The following is a 26,037-nucleotide window of genomic DNA, read 5'->3' as shown; positions in this document are numbered from 1 at the left end:
CATTATTGAAATATTTCTGACAAGTTTAACTCAATACCAGTTGTAGGGTCAATAAGTATCATTTCGTCATTAAAATATCGATATTTTCCTATTTGAGAATAGACGTTAATTGCTTTAAGGCTTGGTTGAACCAGCCAACAAGATTGTACACCTGCAAAGAAATATCTTTCAAATTTTAGAAGAATTTCATCAATTGATTGAGTTGGGGATACAATTTCAATAACTGTAATTGGCATTTCGGCAAAAGTAATTTTATCATGCAGAAAATTGGCAATCATCTTTGGAAAAATCGAAATATCGGGTACACAATTTGGCTTTTCTGGCATTTCCAAAGTAAGCTCTGGCATTGTGGTAAATTTTTTTCGGAAACTTATATTAATCTCAATAATAAGATTATTCTGAATATAGGAATGGTTAAAACTTGGCATAGGCTTTCCTCTTTCGATTTCGTAGGCGGTCATTTCACGTTCTGCCCAATTTTCTAATAGTAAATCCATGATTAAAAGATTTTTTTTAAAACAAATATAAAATAAATAATTAAACAAATATCAAGATGCTACGCAATTACATAAAAATCGCCTTCCGAAACCTGTTGAAAAACAAGGCTTTCACCGCAATCAATATCTTTGGTTTGGCTATTGGTATTGCTACTTGCTTGATAATCCTGCTTTTTGTGCAAGACGAACTAAGCTATGACCGATTCAATGAAAAAGCAGACCGTATTGTCCGAATTATTTTTAAAGCAAATATCAATGGTGGAAAAATAAATGAGGCAAATGTGATGCCACCAACAGCACAAACTTTGAAAAACGATTATCCAGAAGTACAAGATGCGACTCGCCTACGTACTTTTGGTAAGCCAAGAGTAATTTTGGGTGAGAAGATTATTAACGATGCGACTTTGGCTTATGCCGACTCCAACTTTTTTAATGTTTTTTCTATTCCTTTTTTGAAAGGAAACCCTAAAACGGCACTTAATCAACCAAACTTCTTGGTGCTTTCAAAGAAAACTGCCGAACGTTTTTTTGGCAATGCCGACCCCATAGGAAAAACAATCTATTTCAAAAAAGGCGAAAACGTTCCGTTTAAAATAACAGGTGTTTTTGATGATATTCCACATAATTCGCATTTTCATTTTGATATGTTTGGTTCAATGGCTTCAGATAGTGAAGCCAAAAGTTCTTCTTGGATGAGTTCCAATTACTTTACCTATTTGGTACTTCCTGATGGCTATGATTATAAAAAATTAGAAGCAAAGCTGCCACAGATGGTCGAAAAACACATGGGGCCAGAAATATTGCAAGCCATGGGAATGAGTATCCAGCAATTTAGAGCAAAAGGAAATCAACTTGGGTTTGCCTTACAAAAATTAACAGATATTCACTTCAACTCTTCATCAACGGGTGAAATAGAACCTGGTGGCGATAAAATGTATGTGTATATTTTTGGTATTATTGCTTTGTTTATGCTGCTCATTGCCTGCATCAACTTCATGAATCTTTCTACGGCAGGAGCTTCCAAAAGAGCCAAAGAAGTTGGTGTTAGAAAAGTGATGGGTTCAGCAAAACTTGAATTAGTAGGTCAATTTCTCTTAGAATCCATCATTCTGACGGCTTTTGCATTGATTTTAGCTTTAATCTTGGTGCAAATTTTCTTGCCAGCATTTAATGACATTTCGGGTAAAACTCTAAGTCTTGATTTTACTGCAAATCCACAAATCATACTTTTCTTATTATTATTCGGTTTGTTTATAGGTTTAATTGCGGGAAGTTATCCAGCGTTTTTTCTCTCATCTTTTAAACCAATTACTGTCTTAAAAGGCAGATTTTCTGGCACTAAAAAAAGTATTGGACTACGACAAGGATTGGTAGTTTTCCAGTTTTGCATTTCGATTTGTCTAATCATTGGTACTGCGATCGTTTACATACAACTTTCTTATATACAGAACAAAAAATTGGGCTACGACCAAGAGCAATTATTGGTTTTGGAAAACTCGTGGGCTTTGAATAAAAACGAGTCTATTTTTAAAGAACAATTATTGAAAGATAGTAGAGTTGTAAATGTTACTACTTCACCATACAAACCAGCAGGGCCTACCAATTCAAACAATTCGTTGGCATATCCTGAAGCCGATGATTCTCAAATGATGCGAACGCTACAATATGGTGTTGACGACCAATATATTCCAACGATGGGCATGAAAATGGCAGCTGGGCGAAATTTTTCGAGAACATTTAGTTCAGATTCATCAGGAATTATTATCAACGAAACCGCCGCAAAAGCTTTTGGGTGGAATACAAATGCTGTCGGGCACAACATCACTCGTATAGTAGGAAATGATGGTACAAAGAAAGTTTATCAAGTGATTGGCATCGTAAAAGATTTTCATTTCAAATCACTTCACGAAACGATCACGCCTTTGTTGATGGTTTATGAAAATAACTGGGGACTAATCGTAAAAGTAAAAACACAAGATATTTCGGGACTTTTGGCAAGTATGAAAACCCAATGGAAATCTTTTGGTGTAGAAGAGCCTTTTACTTATGCTTTTATGGATGACCTCGTGAATAAAACCTATCAAGCAGAACAAAAAATAGGCGTTGTTTTGAGTATTTTTGGCATTTTGACCGTTTTTATTGCTTGTTTAGGATTGTTTGGATTGGCTACTTTTACAGCCGAACAACGCATAAAGGAGATTGGCGTTAGGAAAGTTTTGGGAGCAAGCATTGGTCAAATCATTGGTTTATTATCAAAGGATTTCTTGAAATTAGTATTAGTTGCCTGTTTTTTTGCATTTCCGATAGCTTGGTATGCTATGCACAAATGGTTACAAAGTTTTGCTTATAGAATCGACATTAGTTGGTGGATATTTGCCTTAGCAGGAGTTTTGGCTTTATTGATTGCTTTCTTAACAGTTGGTTATCAGTCAGTTAAGGCCGCCTTGATGAATCCTGTGAAAAGTTTAAAATCTGAGTAAAAAAATATTACTGAATCCATGCAACATTTATAAAAATAAATTGTCGTTTTCATAATCACTTTTTGTAACCTTTTATGAATTAGTGAGTATCCACATTTATTAATAGTTGTTAAATAATAACCCATTAACAATTTTTAATAACTTATGAAAAGCACAATAAGATAGTTTTGAATTTTTATTGCGAATTACCGCTATTATTCAATGCTTGGTACAATTAACACATTTTATGAAAAAGACTATTTTACTTTTAATTTCAGTTACAGCTCTCAACACTTACAATTTATTTGCTCAAATTATTCCAAAAAATCTCGAAGCGAAAAGAACAAATAAGACCGTAATCATTGATGGAAAGCTAAACGACATTGCTTGGCAAGATGCCGCAATAATTGACGACTACACCGAATTTCGCCCAAAAGCTGGTCGAAAAGAGGAAAAAGGTAATCATACCGAAACCTTTTTGATGTATGATGACGCTGGTATTTATTTTGGTGGCACATGCTACGAACGAAACATTGACAGCGTTTCAAAAGAATTGGTCGGCCGAGATGGCTTCGGAGCAAATGATTATATAGGTATCATTTTTGATACGTATAATGATAAGCTGAATGGCTTTGAGTATTTTGTAACTCCCCTTGGCGAACAATGGGACGCAAAAATGACTTCCAACCAAAATAGTAATAATGGAGGCGAAGATTTTAGTTGGAATGCCGTCTGGAAAAGTGCCGTAGTCATGCACGACAAAGGCTGGTCTTTTGAAATGTTTTTGCCTTATGCTGCCATCAGATTTAGCAAAGACAAAGTTCAAAACTGGGGTCTAAATATTACCCGAAGACGAAGAAAAACCGAACAACAATATACTTGGTCGGCCATTAACCCCAACATTAATGGTTTCCTGACTCAAGAAGGAACTTGGAAGGGCATTACTGACATAAAACCGCCGCTTCGCTTGCAACTTTACCCCTATTTTTCTGTTTATCAAAATCATTTTCCTGCCAATACTCCCGACCAAAAAAACTGGACAAATCAAGTTTCGGGTGGTTTGGATTTAAAGTTAGGTCTTAGCCAAGCTTTTACCTTAGATGCTACTTTGATTCCAGATTTTGGGCAAGTACAAAGCGATAATAAAGTGCTAAATCTTACACCTTTTGAAGTAAAATATAATGAAAATCGAAGTTTCTTTACAGAAGGAACTGAGCTTTTCAACAAAGGCAATTTGTTTTATTCAAGAAGAATTGGGGGGGCTCCCATTCATTTGTACGATGCTTATGATGATGTAAAATCGAATGAGAAAATTCTGAAAAACCCAACAGAATCTAAACTCATCAATGCCTCAAAAATATCGGGACGAACCAAAAATGGTCTTGGTATTGGCATCTTAAATGCCATTACCAAAACACAATATGCAACTATTCAGAACGAAGAAACAGGTGAAATTCGCAAATTTGAAACTGACCCATCAACTAACTACAATATATTAGTACTTGACCAAACTTTTAAACATAATTCGAGCGTAAGTTTTGTCAATACAAGTGTAATTAGAGGTGGAACTGATTACAATGCCAATGTGAGTGCAGGACTTTTTAGCTTTTTTGATAAGAAAAACACCTATAATTTGGCTGGTAGTGCTTCCGTCAGTCGTTTGAAATATAAGGTGGCATCGCAAGAAAATTCGCTTGGTTATAGTCATACTTTAAGTTTTGGTAAAACAAGCGGACGATTTACCTATAGCATTGCACAAGATTTAACTGATACCAAATTTACGAGCAACGATTTAGGTTATTTTACCAATAATAACTTTATTAATCACCGTGCTTATGTGGGTTATCGTTATACCGAGCCAAAAGGTTGGTATAATCGTCTTTTTCTTAACTTAAATGCCAGTATCAGCAATTTATATTCTCCAATTGGCGATATTAAAAGTAAATATCAAAACTCTCGTGTACAGGTAAATATCAATGCTCAAACGAAAAAACTGATATGGTTTGGACTTTTCACTGACTTTAGACCTGCCAATAATGATTTTTATGAACCTCGTCAGCTTGGAAAAGTATTTAGAAGAGGAAATAGTGTTGGTTTTGGAGGTTGGGTTGAAACCAATTATGCAAAAAAATATTCGGTTAATATGGAAGCCTTCGAACGTATTTTCTTGAATTTTTATAATATCAATGGTTTAGATTTGTATATCAGTCAAACCTACCGTTTCAATAGTAAATTCTCTATCCGACATAGCATTGGTTTTGAACCACGTCCAAAAGGCTTAGGTTATACAACAACATTAGACGATAAAACGACTATTTTTGCTTTAAGAAAAGTAAAAACCTTTGATAATATTATCAATTTGAAGTATAATTTTACCAATAAAATGGGACTAACTTTCAGAGCAAGACATTATGCAAGTGTGGTGAATAACCAACAATATTTATCCTTGAATGACAACGGAACGTTGATTTCGACCAATAGAGTTACTGAAAATCTTAATAAAAATGTCAATTATTTCAATATTGATATGGTATATACTTGGCAGTTTGGTCCTGGTAGTTTCTTGAATGTTGTTTGGAAAAATGCTACAGTCCATAATTCTGACATTGTAAAAGACACGTATTTTGATAACTTACAAAATACCCTTCAATCTGACCAAAATAACAATATTTCTTTAAAAGTTATTTACTTTTTAGATTATTTGACTTTGAAAAAACTACGATAGATTTTTAGTTTCGGTGTCTTCTACTTCGCTCAGACACCGAAACTTTCCTGTGAAAAACATTCTATTCAACCTCATTTCTGTGTATTCTTTCTGTTTATTTTAGCTTACTCTTTATGTCCGTCATCGTACAAATAAACGTCCGATTTCGGACATTATTTTTACCCTACAAATCTATAAATACTTGATAATCAAACACTTGAAAAGATGGCATAGCATTTGAAATTTAATTGTTTAATCTTTAGTAATAGGTAATTTTGATTAAAGTATTATCTTGAACCTACATTTGCTAAACTTCTTTTATCTGACAAAAAATAGACCTAATGATACAATTAAAAAACATCTCGAAATATTATCCAGCAGGTTTTGGAAAAACGTATGTCCTGCGAAACATTAATCTTGAAATCAATGAGGGAGAATTTATTTCTATCATGGGGCCTTCTGGCTCTGGAAAATCCACACTACTTCATATTTTAGGACTTTTAGAAGAAGCATCGGAAGGAGAATATTTATTTGAAGAAACACCTGTGCAAAAACTTTCAGAGAAAAGACGCACCGAATTGCACCGAACCAGCATTGGTTTTGTATTTCAAGCTTATCATTTGATTGATGAATTGACCGTTTATGAAAATATCGAAACGCCACTTTTATACAAAGGTCAGTCATCATCAGAGCGAAAAAGTAGGGTTGCTGATATTTTAGATAGATTTAATATTGTTGGCAAAAAAGACCTTTTCCCTTCACAACTTTCGGGTGGACAGCAACAATTGGTGGGTATCGCAAGAGCCATTGTGGCTCAACCAAAAATCATCTTTGCTGATGAACCTACAGGAAATCTTCATTCGGAACACGCCAAACAAATCATGGAGCTATTCAAAGAATTGAATCAAAAAGATGGCGTAACTATTGTGCAGGTGACACACTCAGAAGCAAATGCCGAATATGGTAATCGAATTATCAGACTAAAAGATGGTTGGGCAGAATAATATTTAAAATCTATACCGTCTATTGACAATCAAAGTTTATAACATTTATCGACTATTTCATTAACGATGAAAAATATACATAAAATTTATTTTGTTCTATCATTTTTAGCCATTTCACCCTCGTTTGCACAAAAAATTACATTAAAAGAATGTGTGGATATTGCTATTAAAAATAACTTGACTTATCGAGAAAGTCAGATTATGGGAGAAAGTGCTAATGTAGAATTATCAAGAGCTAAATCTTTAATTTATCCTCGTATTGGGTTTGGTACAGGGCAAGACATTCGTGTAGGTCGAAGCATTGACCGTTTTACTAACTCATTTATTGAAGAGGTTTATACCACTAATTACTTTGGTTTGCAGGCAAATATGACACTTTTCAATGGTTTTCAGATAAAAAACCAAGTTCGCCAAAATGAGTTTTTACGTGATGCAGGAGGAAAAAACATTGAAGCAGTTAAAAACAGAACCATTATTGGTGTTTTACAAGCATATTTGCAAGTTTTGGCTACACAAGAATTGTTGGAAGTAAGCAAACAACAAGTAGAAACTTCAAAATCGCAAGTGGAGCGAATCAATAAGCAAATAGCTGCTGGTGTGGTGGGGCAAGGACAGTCGGAGCTTTTTCAGGTACAATCGCAATTAGTGAATGATGAGTTCTCTTTAGTAACTTCGCAAAATACCCATAAAGCTGCACGTCTGGCTTTGTTTCAATTAATGAATCAATCACCCAATAATGATTTAACTTTTGAACCCTTGAAAGAAGAAATTTTGCTCTATGATATTAGTAGTCAGTCAGTTGAAGCTATTTTTTCGCAAGCCGTCAATAATTTCCCAGAAGTAAAAGCGGGTGAATTACGTATGAAAAGTTTTGATAGCCAACTCAAAGCTACACAGGCCAATGTTATGCCTCAAGTGAGTCTTTCAGCCAATTATGGCACTTTTTATTCTTCATCTAATAAGTCTGAAAATTATTTCAAGCAAATCAATGGCACTCGAAGTGGCTCATTGAGTTTGGATATAAGTATTCCGATTTTGGGACGACTACAAAACTCTCCACGTATGTCGGCTGTTAAAATTCAGCAACAATTGACGCAAAATCAATTGAATATTACAAAACTTCAAATCCGACAAGCCATCGAGCAGTCATATCAATTGCTTTCTGCTGCGAATGACCGATACAAAGTAGCCACCAATCAAGTCAATATTTTAGACCAAAATATCAAAGCTGTAGAAAGTAGAATTAATGCAGGAACAGTGAATTTTATTGAATATGTATTGGCAAAAACTAATTTCGACCGAGCGAAATCAAACTTGGTACAAGCCAAATATGAGTTTTTGTTACAAAATAAAATCTTAGATTTCTATAAAAATGGGTCTTGGAAAGTTGACTAATACTTAATGACGAGTTACGAATGACGATTTGCGAATAATTAGTAAACTTCTGATAATCAGCTATTAAAAAAAATCTCATCCAAACATTCGTAACTCATCATTCGTAATTCATCATTCGTAATTCTCACTCAATACTTCACGCCATTTTTTTCTAAAATGCCTTTCGCATTGGCATTGCCTTCTTTGGCTGATTTGATATACCATTCGGTAGCCGTCTTTATATCGCCACGAGCAACATAATTGATACCTATATTATATTCGTATTCGCCAGTTGACTCTTTTGCAGCGGCTTTTTGCCAATATTCAACTGCTTTTGCATCTTGTTTTAAATCAACATAAGTGACACCGATATTACGATAAGCAATCAAATAATCTGGATTTTTTGAAATCAAAGCAGCTAATTCCTTGATTTCTTCCTCAAATTTGGATTCTTTTCGGTAAGTAAATGAATGATTCAGATAAGCGTCCCACAAATCTGGTTTTAACTTGATTGACTCATCAAAAGCCTTTCGAGCTTCTTCATATTTACCTGTTCCCGTAAGAGCTAAGCCAAATGAATTCCAATATTCGGCATTTTTAGGTTCATTTGTCACAGCCTCTCGGTAGTATCTTTCAGCATTGGCCATATCGCCCATTTTATAATAAGCAGTAGCAAAAAGCCAGTTGGTTCGATTGGTTTTGGGCAAATATTGAGTTGCACGTTCAAAGTATTTGATAGCAGTTTTTTGGTCACCTTCATCCAAAAACATTGAACCGATTGTACGGCAAACATCTGCATTTTTAAAGCCTCCATCATCGGCACGCATCAAGTATTGCTTTGATGTTGGAAACTCTTTTGCTTCCAAATAATACCAACCTAAATTACTCAAAATCATGGCATCGTTTGGAAACTCTTTGTCGGCAGCACTAAAGAGTGCCAGTCCATTTTTCCAAGTACTGGTTTGTTTAAAACTTAGTCCACAAAGTCCTAAAACAATGACGCCAAAAATAGGTAAGGCAAGTTTTGATTTTTGTGCAAACCGATTGAATATCAGGCCTAAAAGAAACAATGGGCCAACAGAAGACAAATAATAATAACGGTCGGCAACAATCGCACTACCCACAGGAAATGGAAATTGAAGTACCGTAGAAATCGCAATCAAGAAAAATGCTCCAGCCCACCAAATTCGTTTGTCTTTTCTACCTAACCAAAACAATGTTCCTAAAAGAATTATCACTCCAAGAAAAGCCATAGAATAGATAGCAGGAAGATTGCCGTTAGGTTTTCCAGGATAAGGATAAAATGGGAAAAGTTTAAAAGGAATCACTGTTTTTACCCAATAAAAACAAAACGCATAACACGACATCATCATGCGTTCGCCAAGCGTATATGCCCTTGACATCACAGAAGAAGCATCTGCTCCTGCATCTTTTTGAGCGTGAGTAGCCATATACGCAAAAACAAGCGTGATAATGAAATAAGGAATTTTATTATAAAAAAGCTTTAAACTCAAAGGTTTTTTCAAAAAACAATAGTCGGTAATAATGAGAATCGCAGGCAAAACGACCGCCATCCCTTTCGACATACAAGAAGCTACAAATAGGAGTATCGAAATGCCATAAAATTTATAATCTTGTTTTTCGTCAAATTTTATGTAAAACCAAAGCGATAAAAACAAAAATAAGGTATAAAGTACATCTTTTCGCTCGGCTGCCCATGCTACCGACTCTACGTGCAATGGGTGAATAGCAAACAAAACCGCCGTAAAAATTGAAGTCAAGAAATTGCCATTAAGTTTCTGTAATAACTTAAAAACCATCCAGCTATTAATGGTATGAAGAATTAAATTATCAAGGTGATAAAGCCATGTTTGGTCTTTTACCAAAGCATATTCGATGGCTAAGGAAAGCATCGTCAGTGGGTGATAATTTCCAACAGCATAATCAGTAAAAATCCTTTTTAGGTCAAAATTTTTCACCATATCACTTAAAATAATATATGGTTTATCGTCCCAAACGAATTCATTTTGCCAAACAGGAATATAACTTGCAAAAATCAAAAGAGCTAAAATTGCAGGAACAAATCGTTCATCAAAGCTAAAGTTTATACGCTCTTCTTGCCTACCAGATACCACACGTGTGGTGGCTGGCTGGACGTTATTAGGCGTGATGTTAATGTTCTTTTGTTTTGGTTGAGGTTTTTGCTTTGCCATTGTTAAATTGGGTCATTAGGTTACACAAAAATATTTCAATTATCTTGCCAAAACAAACGATTTCGTAGTCAAATGCGTAGGTTTATGATTTATGATTAAACCCAAAAATGGGTTTCAAGTGATAAAAGCGATTATTAAAATTAACAAAACATCAAAAGAATGATTAAAATATAGCAAATTTGTCAAGAAAAATTAAGAACTTTGATTGTTCTTTGGCAAGAATGTTGTGAGGCTTTGTACTACAATATTCATGCTATTTTGGCGTTAAAGTAGCTACTATTTAACTCTTAGAAATGAAGTTTTCAAAAATCATATTTATTGCATTAATCGCTTTACCGATATGTACAATTGCTCAGAAAAATAAAAAAACTGAGGAAGAAGGCATTTCGGAAAAAGAATTAAAGGCAGAGGCGTATTTTGTTGAAGGAATGAAATATTACATTGCCGAAACATTCGATAAAGCCATTCCTCTTTTCAAAAAAGCTGCCGAAGATAATCCTACCAGTTCGGGTACAAATTATATGCTCGCAAAATCTTTCTTGGCAAGCAATGACCTTGCGAATGCAAGCGTTTATAGCGAAAAAGCCTTGAAAATGGATGAAAACAATAAGTTTTATCGAAAGTTTTTAGGCGAAATCTATACCAAACAAAAGCGATATAAGGAAGCAGCAACGATGTATGAAAAGCTTGCCGACAAATTCCCAAGCGATGTAGATAATTATCTTGATTTATCGAATATCTATATTTTGCAAGAAAAATTCTCAGATGCTATTGAAGTCTATAATAAAATTGAGCGAACCATTGGTGTAAGTGAGGAAATCACTCGTCAAAAGCAATTGATTTATTTGAAGCAAAATAAAGTAGAAAAAGCCATCGAAGAAGGCGATAAACTCATTGCTTCAGAACCTACTGAGCCAGAATATGTGGTGCAACAAGCACAAATTCTGATTTCAAATGAACGTTACGATCAAGCCATTAAAATGTTGCAAAATTCACTTAAAAAGAATCAAGATTTTGCAGAAGCTCATGTTTTATTGGCAGAAATTTATCGCAAACAAAATGAGTTAGAGAAATGCAATGAGGAATTACAAGTAGCTTTTGCCAATAAAAACCTTCCTGTTGAAATAAAATTCAAAATTTTGGGCAGTTATATGCTCATGATGAAAGAAGACAATAGCGACAAAACCTTAGAAAATCTCTTGTCTTTAACACAAGAACTGGTTAAACAGTCGCCTAAAGAAGCCAAAGGTCATGTGGTTTTAGGTGATTTATTAATGAAAAAAGGTGAAATGGCTGCCGCCCGTGATAGCTATGTAAAATCAACACTTTATGATAAATCTATTTTTGAAGTTTGGCTCACGATTGTTGAATTAGACTCAAAATTAAATCACATAGATAGTTTGTCGAAACATTCCGAAGAAGCGATTGAGTATTTCCCAAATCAATCATTTTTTTGGTATCACAATGGATTTGCCAATTTTGCCAAGAAAAACTACGAAAAAGCGATTTCTTCACTTGAAGAAGCAAGAAATTTGGCAGTTGATAATCCTGAATTAGGAAAACACGTCAATGCACTTTTAGGTGATGCTTATAATGAATTGAAGCAATATTCAAAGTCAGATGATGCTTACGAAGCAGTCTTAAAAACTGACCCAAACTACGAGCATGTATTGAATAATTATAGCTATTACCTTTCGCTTCGTAAAGACAAACTAAGCCGAGCTGTACAATTATCAAGTAGATTGACGGATAAATTTGGAGAAAATGCCACTTATTTAGATACACATGCTTGGGTACTTTATACGATGAAAGAATACCAAAAGTCTCGTGAGTTTTTGGAGCGTGCCATCAAACAAAGTACAGGCGTAAGTGGAACAATCGTTGAGCATTATGGCGACGTATTATTTCAACTTGGAGAAAAAGACAAAGCAATTGAACAATGGAAAAAAGCCCGTCAGATGGGCGAAAATAGTCCAAGTATTGATAAAAAAATACAATCTGGAGCTTTGATAGAGTAAAGTACAACGGGTTTTTCAACCCGTTTTTGACAATGTTGAGGCAAACGGATTAGAAAATCCGTTGTACATACGAATCAATTTCCCATAAAAAATGATAACTCGATATTCTTTTCTTATTATTAGTGCTTTTATTTTATTTACAGCCAGTTCTTGTAAACGCCAGCGAATGCACAAGAAAGAGTTGGTTCAGGCAGATAGTACCAAAATCGAAACAGCAAAAGTTGAAATCACACCAGAGGCACCAAAAGTAGAAACACCCATTGTTGCTAAGATTGATGTAAATCCTGCTGAAATAGACTTCAAATATTTGAATATCAAATCGAAAGTTAATTTCACAGCCGCAGGTGAAAGTCAATCATTTCCTGTCAATATTCATATCAAAAAAGATAGTATCATTTGGCTATCAATAGTTGTAGGTTTAGAAGGGGCGAGAGGTATTATTACACAAGATTCGGTTATTTTTTTAGACCGATTGCACCGCACATATTATAAATATGACTTTGCAAGTTTGAGTAAACAATTCAATTATCCACTCAATTACGATTTGGTACAAGCTATTTTGATTGGAAATATGCCTATTAAAAAACGTGAGATTGATGAAGTATCAAAACAAGAAGGTGGTTTTATAATCAAACAACAAGAACTGAATTTACAAGTTGAAAACTTTATCGCAGAGCCATCATTGAAACTCCAAAAGCTCAATGCAAGCGATTCGACTGGCAGTAGTAAAATGCAAATTGACTACTCTAACTTTTTGACTATCAGCGAGTTACTGTTTCCACAAGAAATAAAGGCACAGATTGATGCCCAACAAAATGGGAAAGTATTACAAACTTTGGTAAATTTGCAACACAATAAAATTGAAATTTTAGACCAAAGCCCTGGTTTTGTGTTTAGTATTCCAAAATCTTATCTACCGAAGTAGTTACAATTGCATCGACACTCATAGCTAATTTGGTGCAATGTAATCTCAAGAGGTAGAGATATTTCAAAAAGCCAATTCTCGAAAGCTAATTGCCGAAAGTCCTAATAAATGCTCCTAAAAAAACTCACATATTTATTCATCAGTATTTTTCTTCTTAGCATTTGTCTAAACCACGATGGTTTTGCTCAACAAAAGAAAAAATCACGTAAGCAACTCGAAAGCGAAAAAAGAAGAAATTTAGAAAAAATTGCCGAAACCAAGCGAGCTTTAGAAAATACACAAGAAAAAAAAGAAGTAACAGTTGGAAAAATAAAGGCAATAAAAGAACAAATTTCGTCGCAAGAAGAACAAATTGGCCTGATGGAACAAGACATGGAGCTGATTGACATGGAAATGCAAGATATTGTTTATGCCAAGATGAATCTTGAACAAAAATTAGACACACTTCAAAAAGAGTATGCAGCAATGCTTTATACTGCCTCCAAAACAAGTGGAAAAATCAATAAATTGAGTTTTTTGTTTTCGGCCTCTTCTTTCAATGATTTAATCATGCGATATAAGTATTTGCAACAATATACTGATAATCGTAAATCGCAAGTAGCACAAATGACCAAAGTTGTTGCTTTGTTGCGTGAAAGACAAGGTAATTTGGAAGGAAAAAAATCAGATAAAAAGCGAATCATTTCAGCGAAATTGACCGAAGCACAAAATCTTGAATTGCTCAAAAGTCGTCAAACAGAAATGGTTGGCGAATTATCCAAAAAGGAAAAAGATTTAAGAAAAGAAATTGAAGCTACAAAGAAATCAGTCAATCGCTTAGAAACTTTGATAGCCAATGTTGTTGCACGTGAAATTGCTCGAAAAAATAAAGAACGTGAATTAAAACAAGACCAAGAGGCAAAACTGGCAAAAAATAAAAGTAAAAAACCATCTACTAAGGTAAAAAACCAAGAATTAGACGATAAAGAAACTGCTCTTGGCAAATCCTTTGGAGCATCCAAAGCACGCTTGCCTTGGCCTGTGCAACGTGGTTTTATTTCAGATAGATTTGGTATCAAAGAACACCCCGTTTTGAATGGTGTGTTAATCAATAATAATGGTATTGATATTCAAACGCCACGAAACGCCACAGTTCGGTCAGTTTATGAAGGTATTGTCAAAGACGTAACAGAAATCCCTGGTCTTGGAAATGTTGTTTTAATTCAACATGGAGAATATTATACTGTTTATGCCAATCTCCAACAGATTTTTCCAGTTGTTGGGCAAAAAATAGGGGCAAAGGAAACCATCGGTACCGCAGGAGAATCGGGCGGTGCAACCGAAATAAATTTCCAAATTTGGCACAACAGCGAGCATCTAAACCCAGAAGGTTGGCTAATTCCGAGATAGGTAAATAGCTCTTAGCAGTTAGCGATTAGCTTTTAGCTTAAATAATGACATTAGATTAATTTTCATTCACAAAATATTTTTAGAACAGCTAAAAGCCAAGAGCTAATAGCTAATCGCCCAAAAAATGTCTATTCACAGCGAAATAAAACGTATTACCACGCATACACTTCAAGAAATGAAGCGTAAAGGCGAAAAAATTGCCTGTTTAACTTCTTACGATTATTCAATGGCAAAAATCGTTGATGCAGCAGGAGTTGAACTAATTTTAGTAGGCGATTCAGCCTCCAATGTTATGGCGGGTTATGAGACAACCCTTCCTATTACCCTTGATAACATGATTTATCATGCCCAAGCGGTGGTTAAAGGTGTGAAAAGAGCTTTAGTAGTGGTCGATTTGCCTTTCGGTTCTTATCAAGGGAATTCTGAAGAGGCACTTCGTTCTGCGATTCGTATTATGAAAGAATCTGGCGGTCACGCTGTAAAATTAGAAGGTGGCATAGAAGTAAAAGAATCTATCATCAGAATTTTGAGTGCAGGAATTCCTGTCATGGGGCATTTGGGACTTACGCCACAATCAATCTATAAATTTGGCACTTATGCTGTTCGAGCGAAAGAAGAAGAAGAAGCCGAACAATTGATAGAAAATGCCAAAATGCTTGATGAAGTGGGTTGTTTTGGAATGGTTTTGGAAAAAATCCCTTCTGGATTAGCTAAAAAAGTCACTGAAACAGTTAATATCCCAACCATTGGTATCGGAGCTGGAAATGGTTGTGATGGGCAAATTTTAGTTGTACACGATATGTTGGGTATTAACAAAGATTTTTCACCACGTTTCTTACGTCGGTATGCCGATATTCATTCTATCATGACCGAAGCTGTTATGAACTATACCAAAGACGTAAAATCTTCTGATTTTCCTAACGAAAAGGAGTCATATTGAGCTTCCCTCACAATACATCAGCGGTGGAGAAAGAAAAATTAGTACCTTTGTACGAAATTCTTTCTCCATTTTTGTGTCCCATGTAGAATAAGTTTCCAACTTGTTTATTTAGCGACAAACAATTCGGAGAATTGTGGTACAATCAATATTATTTGATTTATGAAATTAATAGAAGCAAAATTTGTAACAAGTGCCGCCGATTATCGAAAATGTCCGCCACCAGAAAAGCCCGAATATGCTTTTATTGGTCGCTCAAATGTAGGCAAATCGTCATTGATAAATATGTTGGTAGCCAATAAAAATTTGGCAAAAACTTCGCAAACGCCAGGAAAAACGCAGTTAATCAATCATTTTGAAATAAATAAAAAATGGTATTTAGTCGATTTACCAGGGTATGGTTTTGCCAAAGCTCCCAAAGCCGAACGTGATAAATGGGGCGAAATGATTGGAGAATATTTAGTAAATCGAGAAAACTTAATGTGTGTATTTGTGTTAATTGATATTAGACACGAACCACAAAAAGTCGATTTAGAATTTTTAGAGTTTTTGGGAGAAAAAGATGTACCTTTTTACTTAGTTTTCACGAAAGCTGATAAAGTTGGGAGTGTTACTGCCTCACAAAATGTTGAATCGTTCAAAAAATCTATGCTTTTAAGTTGGACAGAAGTTCCTCAATATTTCATTACTTCAGCCGAACGAAGAACGGGACGTGATGAATTATTGAAAGCAATCGAAGAGCTAAATCTGTCTTTTGGGAAATAATTCGTACTTTTGTAGCGTTATTTCTGAGTGCCAAATATTATGAAGTAAAATTATTAAAAACTATCGTCTATTGAAAGTGGACTAAAAACATTATATTTTTCAAATGGAATTATTAAGAGACATTGCCCATATTTCTGGGAAGAGTGGTTTGTATAAAATTTTAAAGCCTGGACGTGGTGGCGTAATCGTTGAAACACTCGACGAAAAAAAACAAAAAGAAATGGTTAGTTCAAATGCCCGTGTATCGGTTTTGAAAGACATTTCGATTTATACTGAAGACCAAAACAAGTCAACACCTTTAGGTGATATTTTGTTAAAAACCCGTGAATTATATGGCGAAAAAGTAGAATTTGATTTCAAAAATGCCACAAATAATCGAATTTTTGACCTTTTTGCAGAAATCATGCCTGAGTTTGACCGTCAAAAAGTTTATCCTTCTGATATTAAAAAGATTATTGGTTGGTACAATATTTTGTCGCAATATATGCCAGAGATTTTTGTTCCAGAAGCTGCCACAGTGGAAGCTGCCACAGTGGAAACTGCTAAAGAAGAAGTGGTTGAAGCAAAAGCGTAATTGAAACAAAAGATACTTATGAAAGCCTGTCAGCGATGATAGGCTTTTTTTATAGAACAAGATTCCCAACTTGTGCTGTTTTCGAGGATAAATTTTATCTTTGCGATACATAAAATTCAAACCTATGAAAAAAACTACGTTACTCTTTACGATTTTGTGCTGTACAAACCTTGCTTTTGCACAACTTCCACAACTCAATCTAGAAAAACCAAAGCCTTTTAAACAGCAAACTTTTTGTAACCCAATGGATATTAATTATCAATACAATTGGGAACAAACCAACGAAAAAATTTCCTACCGTTCAGGTGCTGACCCTGTGATTATTACGCACAAAAATGAGTATTATTTATTTCATACCATTCAAGGCGGTTATTGGAAATCAAAGGATTTATTGAATTGGCATTACATTGTGCCAAGTCGCTGGCCCATGGAAGATATGTGTGCCCCAGCAGCTATTTCGGTGCGAGATACTTTGTATCTATTTCAGTCAACTTTTCAACAAAGACCTATTTTCTATACAACAACACCTGAAAACGGAAAACTACATTTCTATAACCGTTGGTTGCCACAATTACCGAAAGATATTGGCCCGTGGGATCCAGCTTTATTTCATGATGATGCTACTGATCGTTGGTTTATGTATTGGGGTTCGTCAAACGTTTACCCAATTTTTGGAGCAGAATTGGATAAATCTAAGAATCTGACTTATAAAGAAAAAGATAATTATAAAGGCTTGATTTATTTACACCCCGAACTACATGGTTGGGAGCGTTTCGGGCGTGATCACCGAGATACCATCAAACCATTTACCGAAGGTGCTTGGATGACCAAAAACAATGGTAAATATTACTTGCAATATGGAGCTCCAGGAACGGAATTTAATGTTTATGCCAATGGAACTTACGTAGGTAATGACCCAATGGGTCCTTTTACTTATGCTCCCAACAATCCAGTTTCATACAAACCTGGTGGATTTATGACAGGTATGGGGCATGGAAATACATTCCAAGATGTATATGGAAATTATTGGAATACTGGCACGCCGTGGATTGCTGTCAACTGGAATTTTGAACGTCGTATCGAGATGGTTCCTGCGGGTTTTGATAAAGATGGATTAATGTTTGCTAATACTCGCTTTGCCGATTTCCCACAAAAATTACCAACGAAGAAATGGCAAAAAAGCGATGAGCTCTTTGCAGGATGGATGCTACTTTCTTATAAAAAACCTTGCGTTGCATCTTCGGTTAAAGAAGCAAAATTAGAAGCAAATTTGGTTACTGATGAAAATCCTCGCACATTTTGGGTAGCAAAAACCAACAAAAAAGGTGAAACACTTACGATTGATTTAGAAAAAGAGGCTTTGGTAAAATCTTTTCAAATCAATTATACTGATTACAAATCTGATATTTATGACAGTGCTTTGCCGAAAGTTTATATTCAATACAAAGTTTATACTTCACTCGACAACAAAGCTTGGACGCTTGCTGCCGACAATACCAATGAAAAACGTGACCGCCCAAATGCGTATGAAGAATTAGCAAAACCAGTGAAGGCTCGTTATATAAAGTTTGAAAATATTCATGTTCCGATGCCAAATTTGGCTATCAGTGATATTCGTGTTTTTGGCAATAGTTTTGAAAAATCACCAGAAATGCCACAAAGTTTGAATGTCACACGTCAAAAAGATGAACGTAATGCTGATATTTCTTGGCAAAAAGTACCTAATGCCGTTGGTTATAATATTTTGTGGGGAATTGCTCCCGACAAACTTTACCAAACTTACCAAGTTTGGGGCGATGCTCCTTCAACACTCGAATTAAGAGCCTTGACAGTTGGTCAAAAATATTATTTCGCTATCGAAGCTTTCAATGAAAATGGGGTTTCAAAAGTAAGTGAAGTGATTGGGGCGAGATAACATTCTATGGAAATGGGAAGCTTCTCATTTCCATAGTTATTTAACTATCAACCTTTCATTATTTTATCGGCTAAGGCTGGTGATATGCGTTGAATTAGACGCAAAACTTTAGTTTTACCAATATTACTCTCTAATCGATTATTTGTAAAATTAGTCATAAATTCATCAACCAATTGTTTAGGTGTAATTTTCCCTTTACCACGACCTTCGGTCATTTTAGTTTCAACTAAAGGTGGGATAATCTCAAAAACTTTAATATTTGTATTTTCAAGCTGATAACGTAAAGCCTTTGTTACGTTATGAATGGCTGCTTTTGTAGCACAATAAATTGGGGCTGATTTCTTGGGAGTATATGCCAAACCTGATGAAACATTGATTATTACAGCCTCTGATTGATTTTTCAGAATTGGTAAAAGTCCATAAATAAGTTGCATTGGACTAGTAAAGTTTACTGCTACTTCTTCATTAATTTTGTTCAATCCATCTTTTTCATCTATCCAATAATAATTATACTGAATACCTGCATTATTAAGCAAAACATTAATTTCTTGGAATTCTGCCAAACATTTTTGGATAAGTTGCTGAACTGAATTTTGGTCTGCCAAGTTACAAACTACAATTTCTATCGCTGGAAATTGTAGTTTTAAGGCTTCTAAGTTTGATAAATTACTCGAAGTAACTATCATTTTATTACCTAATTCATAAAATTGTTTTACTAATTCAAGTCCAATTCCTGATGTTCCACCAGTAATTAGTATGGTATTTTGATTATTTCTCATCGTTTTCTTTTTTCAATAATTCATTAAAATCCAAGAAAGCATCCTCTTGCCCAACAATTATATCGACTATATCAAAATACGGTTCGCCATAAATTTTTGTATCTCGCAAAAGTTCAATAAAGAGTTTATAATCATCCAAATTGCTCGTTGAAACAATCATAAAATCTGAAACTTTCGCATGAAAATATTCGCTATCAAATAAGCGAACATTGACAGATTTACTTACTTTCTCGAAAATCGGGATTACTTTTTTTTCAAAATATTTGTTTCTCTCATCTCTTGTAAGTGATAGCCATTTAGACGAAGCATTCATTAATACCAAAATGGTATAAGGTTTGGGAGTTTTCATATTTTTTTGAGCAAGCAATGGAGTGATTATAGCAAGAAATAAAAATGTTAAAAATAGATTTTTCATTTAGTTTTTCTTACAAAATTATGAAGCTCAATACTTGAAGGCATTTACATAGGTAAAGAAAATCAGCGTTTAGTTAATTTTCTTCTGATTCGGCTCAACTGCGTAGGAGTGATTCCTAAATATGAAGCGATATGATATTGTGGAATGATTTGCTCTAAATCGGGGAACTGTTTTTGAAAAATGCCATACCTTGTTTCGGCATCCAATAAAACTATTTCGATTTCTCTTCCTTCTTTGTTTACAAAAAAGATTTCGGCTAATTTTCTTGCCGTTCTTTCCAAATCAGAATGATTGTCGAATAATTTTGAAAATTTTGCATAATCAGCAACCAAAATATGGCAATTGGTTAAAGCTTGTTGAATAATTTGGTTGGGTTTACCTGTAATAAATGAAGCGTATCCTCCTACAAATGAGTTAGGGACAAAAAAATGCTTGTTATATTCTACACCTTCATCATTGCGATAAAAAGCTCTAACGATACCGCTTTGTAGAAAACCAATTTTAGTAGCCATTTGACCTTGTTCTATAAAATAATGCCCCTTTTTCAGTTCAAATGCTGAAAAAAGAGGCATTACTTGTTCCCATGTATGTTGACTGATAGGCGAAATGCTATTGATAAATATTTCTAATTCTTTCACTTGATACTTTTCTAAAAAGTGTTGACATGAAACTATTTCAATTGAATTGTTTTCCCAGTTTTTGAAGATTTCACGGCAGCGTCTAAGATTTCCATAGCCACCATATTGATTTTTAAAGAACCCAAATCATTTTCTGATTTTACTTTGCCACGTGCAACCGCTGCAAAATAGGTAAAAGCATCATTCATTGGTGTTTCTAAAGGTTTTACAGGCATTTTTGCGGCTGGTGGAGCATTTCTATCACCTTTTCTGACAGTCATTTCGGCAGTTCTGTCAGCAAAAATATAGCCAGTTTTACCATAAATTTCCACATCTTTTCTATCAAATGGCCAGTTCCATGAGCCTTGAAAAATACCTTGTGCTTTTGGGTATGTTACAATTATCGTCGCTTCATCATCCACATTTGGGTAAATATCTGGCTTGTTTGTCTGTGTAACGGCCGTCACCGAAGTTGGTCTTTCACCTTTCATAAGCCACGCCATAATATCTGCTCCGTAGCAACCAAAATCAATGATTGCTCCACCGCCATTTTTTACTGGGTCGGTCAGCCAACTAAAAAACTCTTTGCTCACACCAATTTCTTTTGGCCCACTATGTCCATCATGAATAACAACTTTTCTAATGTCACCGATGGCATTTTGTTCGTGAATCATTTCATACGCTTGGTGATTGCTTGCATACCATGTAGTTTCATAATTGGTCAAAAGCTGAATGTTGTGTTTTTTTGCCAAAGCCTCCATTTGAATAGCATGAGCAAAATTTACTGCCAAAGGTTTTTCAACCATTACGTGTACGCCTTTTGGAGCACATTTTTGCACAGTTTCAAGATGCTCGATGATGCTTCTAAAATCACAAACAGCTTCGGGTTTTGCTTTTTCCAGCATTTCGTCCAGACTGGCATACCAAAGCGATTCGGGTAGATTATATTTTTTCAATAATCTCAAAGCCAATTCTTTATTAGGTTCGGAAAAACCTATTATTTCGACACCCGTACGATTGGGTTTATTCAAAATTTGATAAACATGGTCGTGTGTCATGCCCGCAATGCCCATTCTTACAGGCTTATCTTGGGCATATGAAAGGCTAATAATTAAAAAGAGGAATAAAAAAAGGAAGTTTTTCATAGTAATTTTAAGGTTGAATATATCAAATTTAACTAAAAAGTAGTATCAAGTCTATTTTTTGAGAAAAGTTTTCATTAGAAAGTCTATTTTTGCGTTATAAAAGAAAACTTTTAATACTATTGACTGTTGTCAGTGGACTATCGACTAAAAAATGTCAATCAAAATTCAAAATTTGAGCAAAACTTACGGCACACAGCGAGCTGTTAATAATATTTCTTTTGAAGTTTCCAAAGGTGAAATTGTTGGTTTTCTTGGCCCCAATGGTGCGGGAAAATCGACTACCATGAAAATCTTAACAGGCTATTTACCAGCTACAGAAGGTTCGGCCGAAGTGAATGGATTTGATGTAAAAACCTCACCCTTACAAGTCAAAAGTAGTATTGGTTATTTGCCCGAGCATAATCCTCTGTATTTGGATATGTATGTGCGTGAGTTCTTGGAATTTGCAGGTTCGCTCTATGGATTAAAAGGAAAAACACTTCAAATAAAAGTAGCCGAAACTATCGAAATGGTGGGTTTAGGCTTAGAAAAGCATAAGAAAATTAGTCAATTATCAAAAGGATATCGCCAGCGTGTAGGACTTGCACAAGCATTGATTCATAATCCTGATGTCTTAATTTTGGACGAACCAACAACGGGTCTTGACCCTAATCAATTGGTTGAAATCAGAGATTTGATAAAGTCGGTGGGGAAAGATAAAACCGTGATTTTCAGTACACACATCATGCAAGAAGTAGAAGCGATTTGCGACCGAGTGATTATTATTAATCGTGGAAAAATTGTTGCTAATGGCACACTTTCTGAACTAAAAAAAGATGGAAAAGGCATTGAAGATGTTTTCCGTGAATTAACAGCATGAAAAATGGAATGACGAATTAATCGAATGACGAATGTCTTTTTTACATAAAAGTAACTTTTATAATCTAAATCCTTTAATCTTACAAATCTTTTTAATCCTGTCGAATGCTCGAAATTTGTAGTTTTTCTTTAGAATCTTGCCTAACAGCTCAAAAAGCAGGGGCTGGACGTGTTGAATTATGTGGTGGAATGTTTGAAGGTGGCACAACGCCTTCGGCTGGTCTGATTAGCTTGGCTCGCAAACATCTAAGCATTCAATTATTTGTCATGATTCGCCCACGTGGAGGGGATTTTTGCTATTCAGATACCGAATTTGAAGTAATGAAACAAGATATTTTAACAGCAAAAAGTTTAGGTGCAGATGGCGTAGTTTTCGGAATTTTAAATCCTGATGGAAGTGTTGATATTGCCCGAAATACCGAGTTAGTAAACTTGGCAGCTCCACTAAAAGTTACCTTTCACCGAGCATTTGATGTTGCAAAAGACCCCATCTTGGCTTTAGAAGATATTATTGCTTGTGGTTGCAAAAGAATTTTGACTTCTGGACAAAAAAATATAGCACTTGAAGGCCTTGATTTGCTCAAAACTTTGGTCGAAAAGTCAAATAATCGCATCGAAATAATGGCAGGAAGTGGCGTAAGTTCACAAAATGCTCAACAGTTTTTGTCGGTCGGTGTACATGCTTTACACATGACAGGTAAGGGAATTCAAGAAAGTAAAATGATTTTCCGAAAACCAGATGTGAGTATGGCAAGTGCTGCCCTCACAAATGAATATGAGATTTATGAAGCTGATTTTGAGAAATGTAAAGCGGTGGTGGAAATATTAAAAAAATAGGCACACGCTGAAACGTATGCCTAAAATATTAAAACTGTTTGAGTTTTTGTACTCAGTCGTCAATTGACTATCAACTATTTCTTCTCAGCCAGTTCTGCAATCTTTTGATGAATCATTACTTGGTTCGACATGATTTTTGAGAAGCCTCTTACATCATCTCCACTCCAAGCATTGTTCATTTCGCCATAGCTACCAAATACTGGTGACATCAAATCGTAATCTGATTTTATGCCTAATAATTGGAAATTATATGGAGCTAAATGTACACGTACTTCGCCAGTTACGTGCGATTGCATACTTTCCAAGAACTTCTCAATGTCACGCATCAAAGGCTCTAAGAATTGTCCTTCATGGAGCATCATTCCGTACCATTCGGCCAAGTTTTGCTTCCAATATTGTTGCCATTTCGACAAAACGTGTTTTTCTAATAAGTGGTGAGCTTTGATGATGATCAATGGAGCTGCGGCCTCAAACCCTACGCGTCCTTTGATTCCGATGATGGTATCTCCCACGTGAATATCACGGCCAATACCATAAGGAGAAGCCAATTCCGACAAACGACGGATAGCCTGAACAGGATTTTCGAAACTTTCGCCAGCTACACCTTTCAACTCTCCATTTACAAATTTTAAGGCAATTTCTTCTGTGTCTGTTTTGCTTACTTGAGTAGGAAACGCACTTTCTGGCAAAAATTCATACGAATTTAATGTTTCACGACCGCCAACCGATGTTCCCCACAAACCTTTATTGATTGAATAAGCAGCTTTGTGCCATTCACGCACCACACCTTTCGATTTTAAGTATTCTATTTCTGCTTCACGAGATAGTTTCAAATCTCTAATTGGGGTAATTACCTCTGCATTTGGTAATACGATTCTGAAAACCATATCAAAACGCACTTGGTCATTTCCTGCACCTGTACTTCCGTGAGCTACGGCTTCTGCTCCTATTTGTTTGGCATATTCTGCTACCGCCACTGCCTGAAACATACGCTCAGCACTTACTGAAAGTGGGTAAGTATTATTTTTCAAGATATTGCCATAAACCAAGTAACGAATACATTTTTGGTAATATTCATCTACCATGCGAGCTGTAAAATGGTTTTTTACACCCAATTCATAAGCTTTTTTCTCAACATCTTTTATTTCGTCTTCCGTAAATCCACCTGTATCAACCAATACAGAATGAACTTCATGACCCAAATCCTCGGTCAAATATTTTACACAAAAAGAAGTATCCAAACCTCCACTGTATGCCAAAACAACTTTCATAAGCCAGAATTTGCTCTAAAATGAGCATATTTTTAGAATTCAACAAAATTTCCCACAAAAATAGGACTTATTGAGGGTAAATACAATGAGTGAATGTGTGATTTAGTGAATGTGTGATTTTACCTTTACAAATCACACATTATTGTGTTTTCGTTTCATGTATTATTATTGTGAACAAAAGGCATGGTATGGAACTTAATTAATCACACATTCACTAAATTACTCATTCACCAATTGACCTATCTTGGAACAGTAAAATACATGATCGTTCCGATAGTGCCGAAGACTATATTTGGCAGCCAGACGGCTAAGATGGGTGGCATATTCCCTGATTCAGCAATACCTTTTGACATGATATAGAAGAGAATATAAACAAACGCCAACACAAAGCCAATGGCAATCTGAAAGCCAACGCCCCCACGTGCCTTCCGAGCTGAAACGATTAAGCCCATCAATGACAGAATAATTACTGCAAAAGGAGTAGCTATACGTTGATAAAACTCAATCTGAAAAGTCTCAATTCCTTCTGCTCCTCTGCTTCTAATTAGTGCTATCTTATCTTGTAACTCAGGAATAGTGAATGTTTCATAGACATTTCGATCACTTTCAAAATCACTTGGAGATAAATTGATTACGGTATCTTTTGATGCAATGTTATAAACCATTTTATCTTTCATAATCCCCAAAGTACGAATTTTATAATCTGAAATTTTCCAGCGTTTTGTACTATCATTCCATTCGATTCGTTTGGCAGAAAGTTTTTCAATCAATTTATTATTAACAATTTTTTCGAGCGTAAAATCATAGCCAGTCTTGGTTTCATTATTGTAACTCGACATGTAGGCATAAGTATTGGGAGCAACAGCAGTATGAAAATCTCGATCGGAGAAGTAAAACTTATCATTGATATATACGCTTTCAAAAGCAAGCCTGACCTTATTGGCTCGGGGCAAAATCCAACCAACCATTGCAAAAGATAATACCGCAATGACCGATGCTCCCATTATGTAAGGAACCATTAATCTTCTGAAACTCGTCCCACTACTCAAAATCGCCACGATTTCGGAGTGAGCAGCCATTTGTGCAGTAAAGAAAACCGTCGAGATAAAAATCATCAACGGACTGATATAATTGGCCCAATAAGGAGCAAGATTGGCATAATAAGACAGCAAAATTGCTCGCATGGGAGCTTTTTTCTGAATAAAATCATCATTTTTTTCTACAAAATCAATCACCATGATGATAAGCACGATAACTAAAACTGCAAAAAAATATGTTTTGAGAAAGCGTTTGATTAAATATTTATCAAGAATTTTCATAAGTCCAACCACCCCCAGCTCC

21 protein-coding genes are annotated in these 26,037 nt (G+C 35.2%); 13 read left to right on the top strand and 8 right to left on the bottom strand.

What is annotated here, in order from left to right:
* Window positions 1-2 precede the first annotated feature (2 nt).
* Window positions 3-497: a Uma2 family endonuclease gene (locus tag ACQUQZ_RS02105; protein WP_435353047.1), complete on the bottom strand. Its 495-nt coding sequence runs from the start codon at window positions 495-497 to the stop codon at window positions 3-5.
* A 56-nt stretch (window positions 498-553) separates the two neighbouring features.
* Here ACQUQZ_RS02105 and ACQUQZ_RS02100 point away from each other — a divergent pair, with 56 nt between their 5' ends.
* The 4 genes from ACQUQZ_RS02100 (at window position 554) to ACQUQZ_RS02085 (ending at window position 8,059) form a co-directional block, all read left to right on the top strand.
* Window positions 554-2,977 carry an ABC transporter permease gene (locus ACQUQZ_RS02100; protein WP_435353046.1) on the top strand — a complete coding sequence of 808 codons (2,424 nt, stop codon included), beginning with the start codon at window positions 554-556 and terminating at the stop codon, window positions 2,975-2,977.
* Window positions 2,978-3,203: 226 nt separating this feature from the next.
* Complete coding sequence (locus ACQUQZ_RS02095; protein ID WP_435353045.1) at window positions 3,204-5,681, top strand: DUF5916 domain-containing protein; 2,478 nt, start codon at window positions 3,204-3,206, stop codon at window positions 5,679-5,681.
* A gap of 320 nt (window positions 5,682-6,001) precedes the next feature.
* Complete coding sequence (locus tag ACQUQZ_RS02090; RefSeq protein WP_435353044.1) at window positions 6,002-6,664, top strand: ABC transporter ATP-binding protein; 663 nt, start codon at window positions 6,002-6,004, stop codon at window positions 6,662-6,664.
* Between the two features lie 66 nt (window positions 6,665-6,730).
* On the top strand, window positions 6,731-8,059 hold the full coding sequence (locus ACQUQZ_RS02085) for a TolC family protein (RefSeq protein WP_435353043.1): 1,329 nt from the start codon (window positions 6,731-6,733) through the stop codon (window positions 8,057-8,059).
* A 128-nt stretch (window positions 8,060-8,187) separates the two neighbouring features.
* Here ACQUQZ_RS02085 and ACQUQZ_RS02080 read toward each other — a convergent pair whose 3' ends face one another.
* On the bottom strand, window positions 8,188-10,251 hold the full coding sequence (locus ACQUQZ_RS02080) for a tetratricopeptide repeat protein (RefSeq protein ID WP_435353042.1): 2,064 nt from the start codon (window positions 10,249-10,251) through the stop codon (window positions 8,188-8,190).
* Between the two features lie 293 nt (window positions 10,252-10,544).
* Between ACQUQZ_RS02080 and ACQUQZ_RS02075 the strand changes: the two genes are divergently transcribed.
* The 7 genes from ACQUQZ_RS02075 to ACQUQZ_RS02045 all read left to right on the top strand — a co-directional run bounded on the left by ACQUQZ_RS02075 (window position 10,545) and on the right by ACQUQZ_RS02045 (window position 18,774).
* Window positions 10,545-12,269, top strand: a complete 1,725-nt coding sequence (locus ACQUQZ_RS02075) for a tetratricopeptide repeat protein (protein WP_435353041.1) — start codon at window positions 10,545-10,547, stop codon at window positions 12,267-12,269.
* Window positions 12,270-12,360: 91 nt separating this feature from the next.
* On the top strand, window positions 12,361-13,194 hold the full coding sequence (locus ACQUQZ_RS02070) for a DUF4292 domain-containing protein (RefSeq protein ID WP_435353040.1): 834 nt from the start codon (window positions 12,361-12,363) through the stop codon (window positions 13,192-13,194).
* A gap of 108 nt (window positions 13,195-13,302) precedes the next feature.
* Window positions 13,303-14,583 carry a murein hydrolase activator EnvC family protein gene (locus ACQUQZ_RS02065; protein WP_435353039.1) on the top strand — a complete coding sequence of 427 codons (1,281 nt, stop codon included), beginning with the start codon at window positions 13,303-13,305 and terminating at the stop codon, window positions 14,581-14,583.
* 124 nt (window positions 14,584-14,707) lie between these two features.
* Window positions 14,708-15,523, top strand: coding sequence for a 3-methyl-2-oxobutanoate hydroxymethyltransferase (panB, locus tag ACQUQZ_RS02060; protein WP_435353038.1), 816 nt, complete (start codon window positions 14,708-14,710; stop codon window positions 15,521-15,523).
* Window positions 15,524-15,682: 159 nt separating this feature from the next.
* Window positions 15,683-16,285 (top strand): ribosome biogenesis GTP-binding protein YihA/YsxC, encoded by a 603-nt coding sequence (yihA, locus tag ACQUQZ_RS02055; RefSeq protein WP_435353036.1) that lies wholly within the window; start codon window positions 15,683-15,685, stop codon window positions 16,283-16,285.
* Window positions 16,286-16,388: 103 nt separating this feature from the next.
* Complete coding sequence (locus ACQUQZ_RS02050; protein WP_435353035.1) at window positions 16,389-16,859, top strand: DUF5606 family protein; 471 nt, start codon at window positions 16,389-16,391, stop codon at window positions 16,857-16,859.
* Window positions 16,860-16,983: 124 nt separating this feature from the next.
* Window positions 16,984-18,774, top strand: a complete 1,791-nt coding sequence (locus ACQUQZ_RS02045; protein ID WP_435353034.1) for a family 43 glycosylhydrolase — start codon at window positions 16,984-16,986, stop codon at window positions 18,772-18,774.
* Between the two features lie 47 nt (window positions 18,775-18,821).
* Here the strand turns inward: ACQUQZ_RS02045 and ACQUQZ_RS02040 are convergent, their stop codons facing one another.
* The 4 genes from ACQUQZ_RS02040 to ACQUQZ_RS02025 all read right to left on the bottom strand — a co-directional run bounded on the left by ACQUQZ_RS02040 (window position 18,822) and on the right by ACQUQZ_RS02025 (window position 21,730).
* Window positions 18,822-19,553 (bottom strand): SDR family oxidoreductase, encoded by a 732-nt coding sequence (locus tag ACQUQZ_RS02040; RefSeq protein ID WP_435353033.1) that lies wholly within the window; start codon window positions 19,551-19,553, stop codon window positions 18,822-18,824.
* The gene (locus ACQUQZ_RS02035; RefSeq protein WP_435353032.1) at window positions 19,543-19,968 is read right to left on the bottom strand and encodes a darcynin family protein; all 426 of its coding nucleotides are present in this window, start codon (window positions 19,966-19,968) and stop codon (window positions 19,543-19,545) included. The genes ACQUQZ_RS02040 and ACQUQZ_RS02035 overlap by 11 nt, the downstream gene beginning before the upstream one ends.
* 62 nt (window positions 19,969-20,030) lie before the next feature.
* Window positions 20,031-20,606, bottom strand: coding sequence for a Crp/Fnr family transcriptional regulator (locus tag ACQUQZ_RS02030; RefSeq protein ID WP_435353031.1), 576 nt, complete (start codon window positions 20,604-20,606; stop codon window positions 20,031-20,033).
* A 32-nt stretch (window positions 20,607-20,638) separates the two neighbouring features.
* Window positions 20,639-21,730 carry a Gfo/Idh/MocA family protein gene (locus ACQUQZ_RS02025; RefSeq protein WP_435353030.1) on the bottom strand — a complete coding sequence of 364 codons (1,092 nt, stop codon included), beginning with the start codon at window positions 21,728-21,730 and terminating at the stop codon, window positions 20,639-20,641.
* 151 nt (window positions 21,731-21,881) lie between these two features.
* Here ACQUQZ_RS02025 and gldA point away from each other — a divergent pair, with 151 nt between their 5' ends.
* Window positions 21,882-22,589 carry a gliding motility-associated ABC transporter ATP-binding subunit GldA gene (gldA, locus tag ACQUQZ_RS02020; protein ID WP_435353028.1) on the top strand — a complete coding sequence of 236 codons (708 nt, stop codon included), beginning with the start codon at window positions 21,882-21,884 and terminating at the stop codon, window positions 22,587-22,589.
* Between the two features lie 104 nt (window positions 22,590-22,693).
* Window positions 22,694-23,425: a copper homeostasis protein CutC gene (locus ACQUQZ_RS02015; protein WP_435353027.1), complete on the top strand. Its 732-nt coding sequence runs from the start codon at window positions 22,694-22,696 to the stop codon at window positions 23,423-23,425.
* 74 nt (window positions 23,426-23,499) lie between these two features.
* Here the strand turns inward: ACQUQZ_RS02015 and ACQUQZ_RS02010 are convergent, their stop codons facing one another.
* Both ACQUQZ_RS02010 and ACQUQZ_RS02005 read right to left on the bottom strand, forming a co-directional pair.
* Window positions 23,500-24,696 (bottom strand): argininosuccinate synthase, encoded by a 1,197-nt coding sequence (locus ACQUQZ_RS02010; RefSeq protein WP_435353025.1) that lies wholly within the window; start codon window positions 24,694-24,696, stop codon window positions 23,500-23,502.
* A gap of 239 nt (window positions 24,697-24,935) precedes the next feature.
* A complete protein-coding gene (locus ACQUQZ_RS02005; protein ID WP_435353023.1) occupies window positions 24,936-26,015 on the bottom strand; it encodes an LptF/LptG family permease in 1,080 nt (359 codons plus the stop codon).
* Window positions 26,016-26,037: the final 22 nt, after the last annotated feature.

This window comes from Emticicia sp. SJ17W-69 (assembly GCF_051209875.1).
GTDB lineage: Bacteria > Bacteroidota > Bacteroidia > Cytophagales > Spirosomataceae > Emticicia.
Note: the sequence above shows the minus strand (reverse complement) of the source record. Positions and strands in the feature narration are given on the sequence as shown.

Bases quoted from the DNA above. Each gene is read 5' to 3' on its own strand.
- ACQUQZ_RS02105 (WP_435353047.1), bottom strand. From the start codon at position 497: ATGGATTTACTATTAGAAAATTGGGCAGAACGTGAAATGACCGCCTAC.
- ACQUQZ_RS02100 (WP_435353046.1), top strand. From the start codon at position 554: ATGCTACGCAATTACATAAAAATCGCCTTCCGAAACCTGTTGAAAAAC.
- ACQUQZ_RS02095 (WP_435353045.1), top strand. From the start codon at position 3,204: ATGAAAAAGACTATTTTACTTTTAATTTCAGTTACAGCTCTCAACACT.
- ACQUQZ_RS02090 (WP_435353044.1), top strand. From the start codon at position 6,002: ATGATACAATTAAAAAACATCTCGAAATATTATCCAGCAGGTTTTGGA.
- ACQUQZ_RS02085 (WP_435353043.1), top strand. From the start codon at position 6,731: ATGAAAAATATACATAAAATTTATTTTGTTCTATCATTTTTAGCCATT.
- ACQUQZ_RS02080 (WP_435353042.1), bottom strand. From the start codon at position 10,251: ATGGCAAAGCAAAAACCTCAACCAAAACAAAAGAACATTAACATCACG.
- ACQUQZ_RS02075 (WP_435353041.1), top strand. From the start codon at position 10,545: ATGAAGTTTTCAAAAATCATATTTATTGCATTAATCGCTTTACCGATA.
- ACQUQZ_RS02070 (WP_435353040.1), top strand. From the start codon at position 12,361: ATGATAACTCGATATTCTTTTCTTATTATTAGTGCTTTTATTTTATTT.
- ACQUQZ_RS02065 (WP_435353039.1), top strand. From the start codon at position 13,303: ATGCTCCTAAAAAAACTCACATATTTATTCATCAGTATTTTTCTTCTT.
- panB (WP_435353038.1), top strand. From the start codon at position 14,708: ATGTCTATTCACAGCGAAATAAAACGTATTACCACGCATACACTTCAA.
- yihA (WP_435353036.1), top strand. From the start codon at position 15,683: ATGAAATTAATAGAAGCAAAATTTGTAACAAGTGCCGCCGATTATCGA.
- ACQUQZ_RS02050 (WP_435353035.1), top strand. From the start codon at position 16,389: ATGGAATTATTAAGAGACATTGCCCATATTTCTGGGAAGAGTGGTTTG.
- ACQUQZ_RS02045 (WP_435353034.1), top strand. From the start codon at position 16,984: ATGAAAAAAACTACGTTACTCTTTACGATTTTGTGCTGTACAAACCTT.
- ACQUQZ_RS02040 (WP_435353033.1), bottom strand. From the start codon at position 19,553: ATGAGAAATAATCAAAATACCATACTAATTACTGGTGGAACATCAGGA.
- ACQUQZ_RS02035 (WP_435353032.1), bottom strand. From the start codon at position 19,968: ATGAAAAATCTATTTTTAACATTTTTATTTCTTGCTATAATCACTCCA.
- ACQUQZ_RS02025 (WP_435353030.1), bottom strand. From the start codon at position 21,730: ATGAAAAACTTCCTTTTTTTATTCCTCTTTTTAATTATTAGCCTTTCA.
- gldA (WP_435353028.1), top strand. From the start codon at position 21,882: ATGTCAATCAAAATTCAAAATTTGAGCAAAACTTACGGCACACAGCGA.
- ACQUQZ_RS02015 (WP_435353027.1), top strand. From the start codon at position 22,694: ATGCTCGAAATTTGTAGTTTTTCTTTAGAATCTTGCCTAACAGCTCAA.
- ACQUQZ_RS02010 (WP_435353025.1), bottom strand. From the start codon at position 24,696: ATGAAAGTTGTTTTGGCATACAGTGGAGGTTTGGATACTTCTTTTTGT.
- ACQUQZ_RS02005 (WP_435353023.1), bottom strand. From the start codon at position 26,015: ATGAAAATTCTTGATAAATATTTAATCAAACGCTTTCTCAAAACATAT.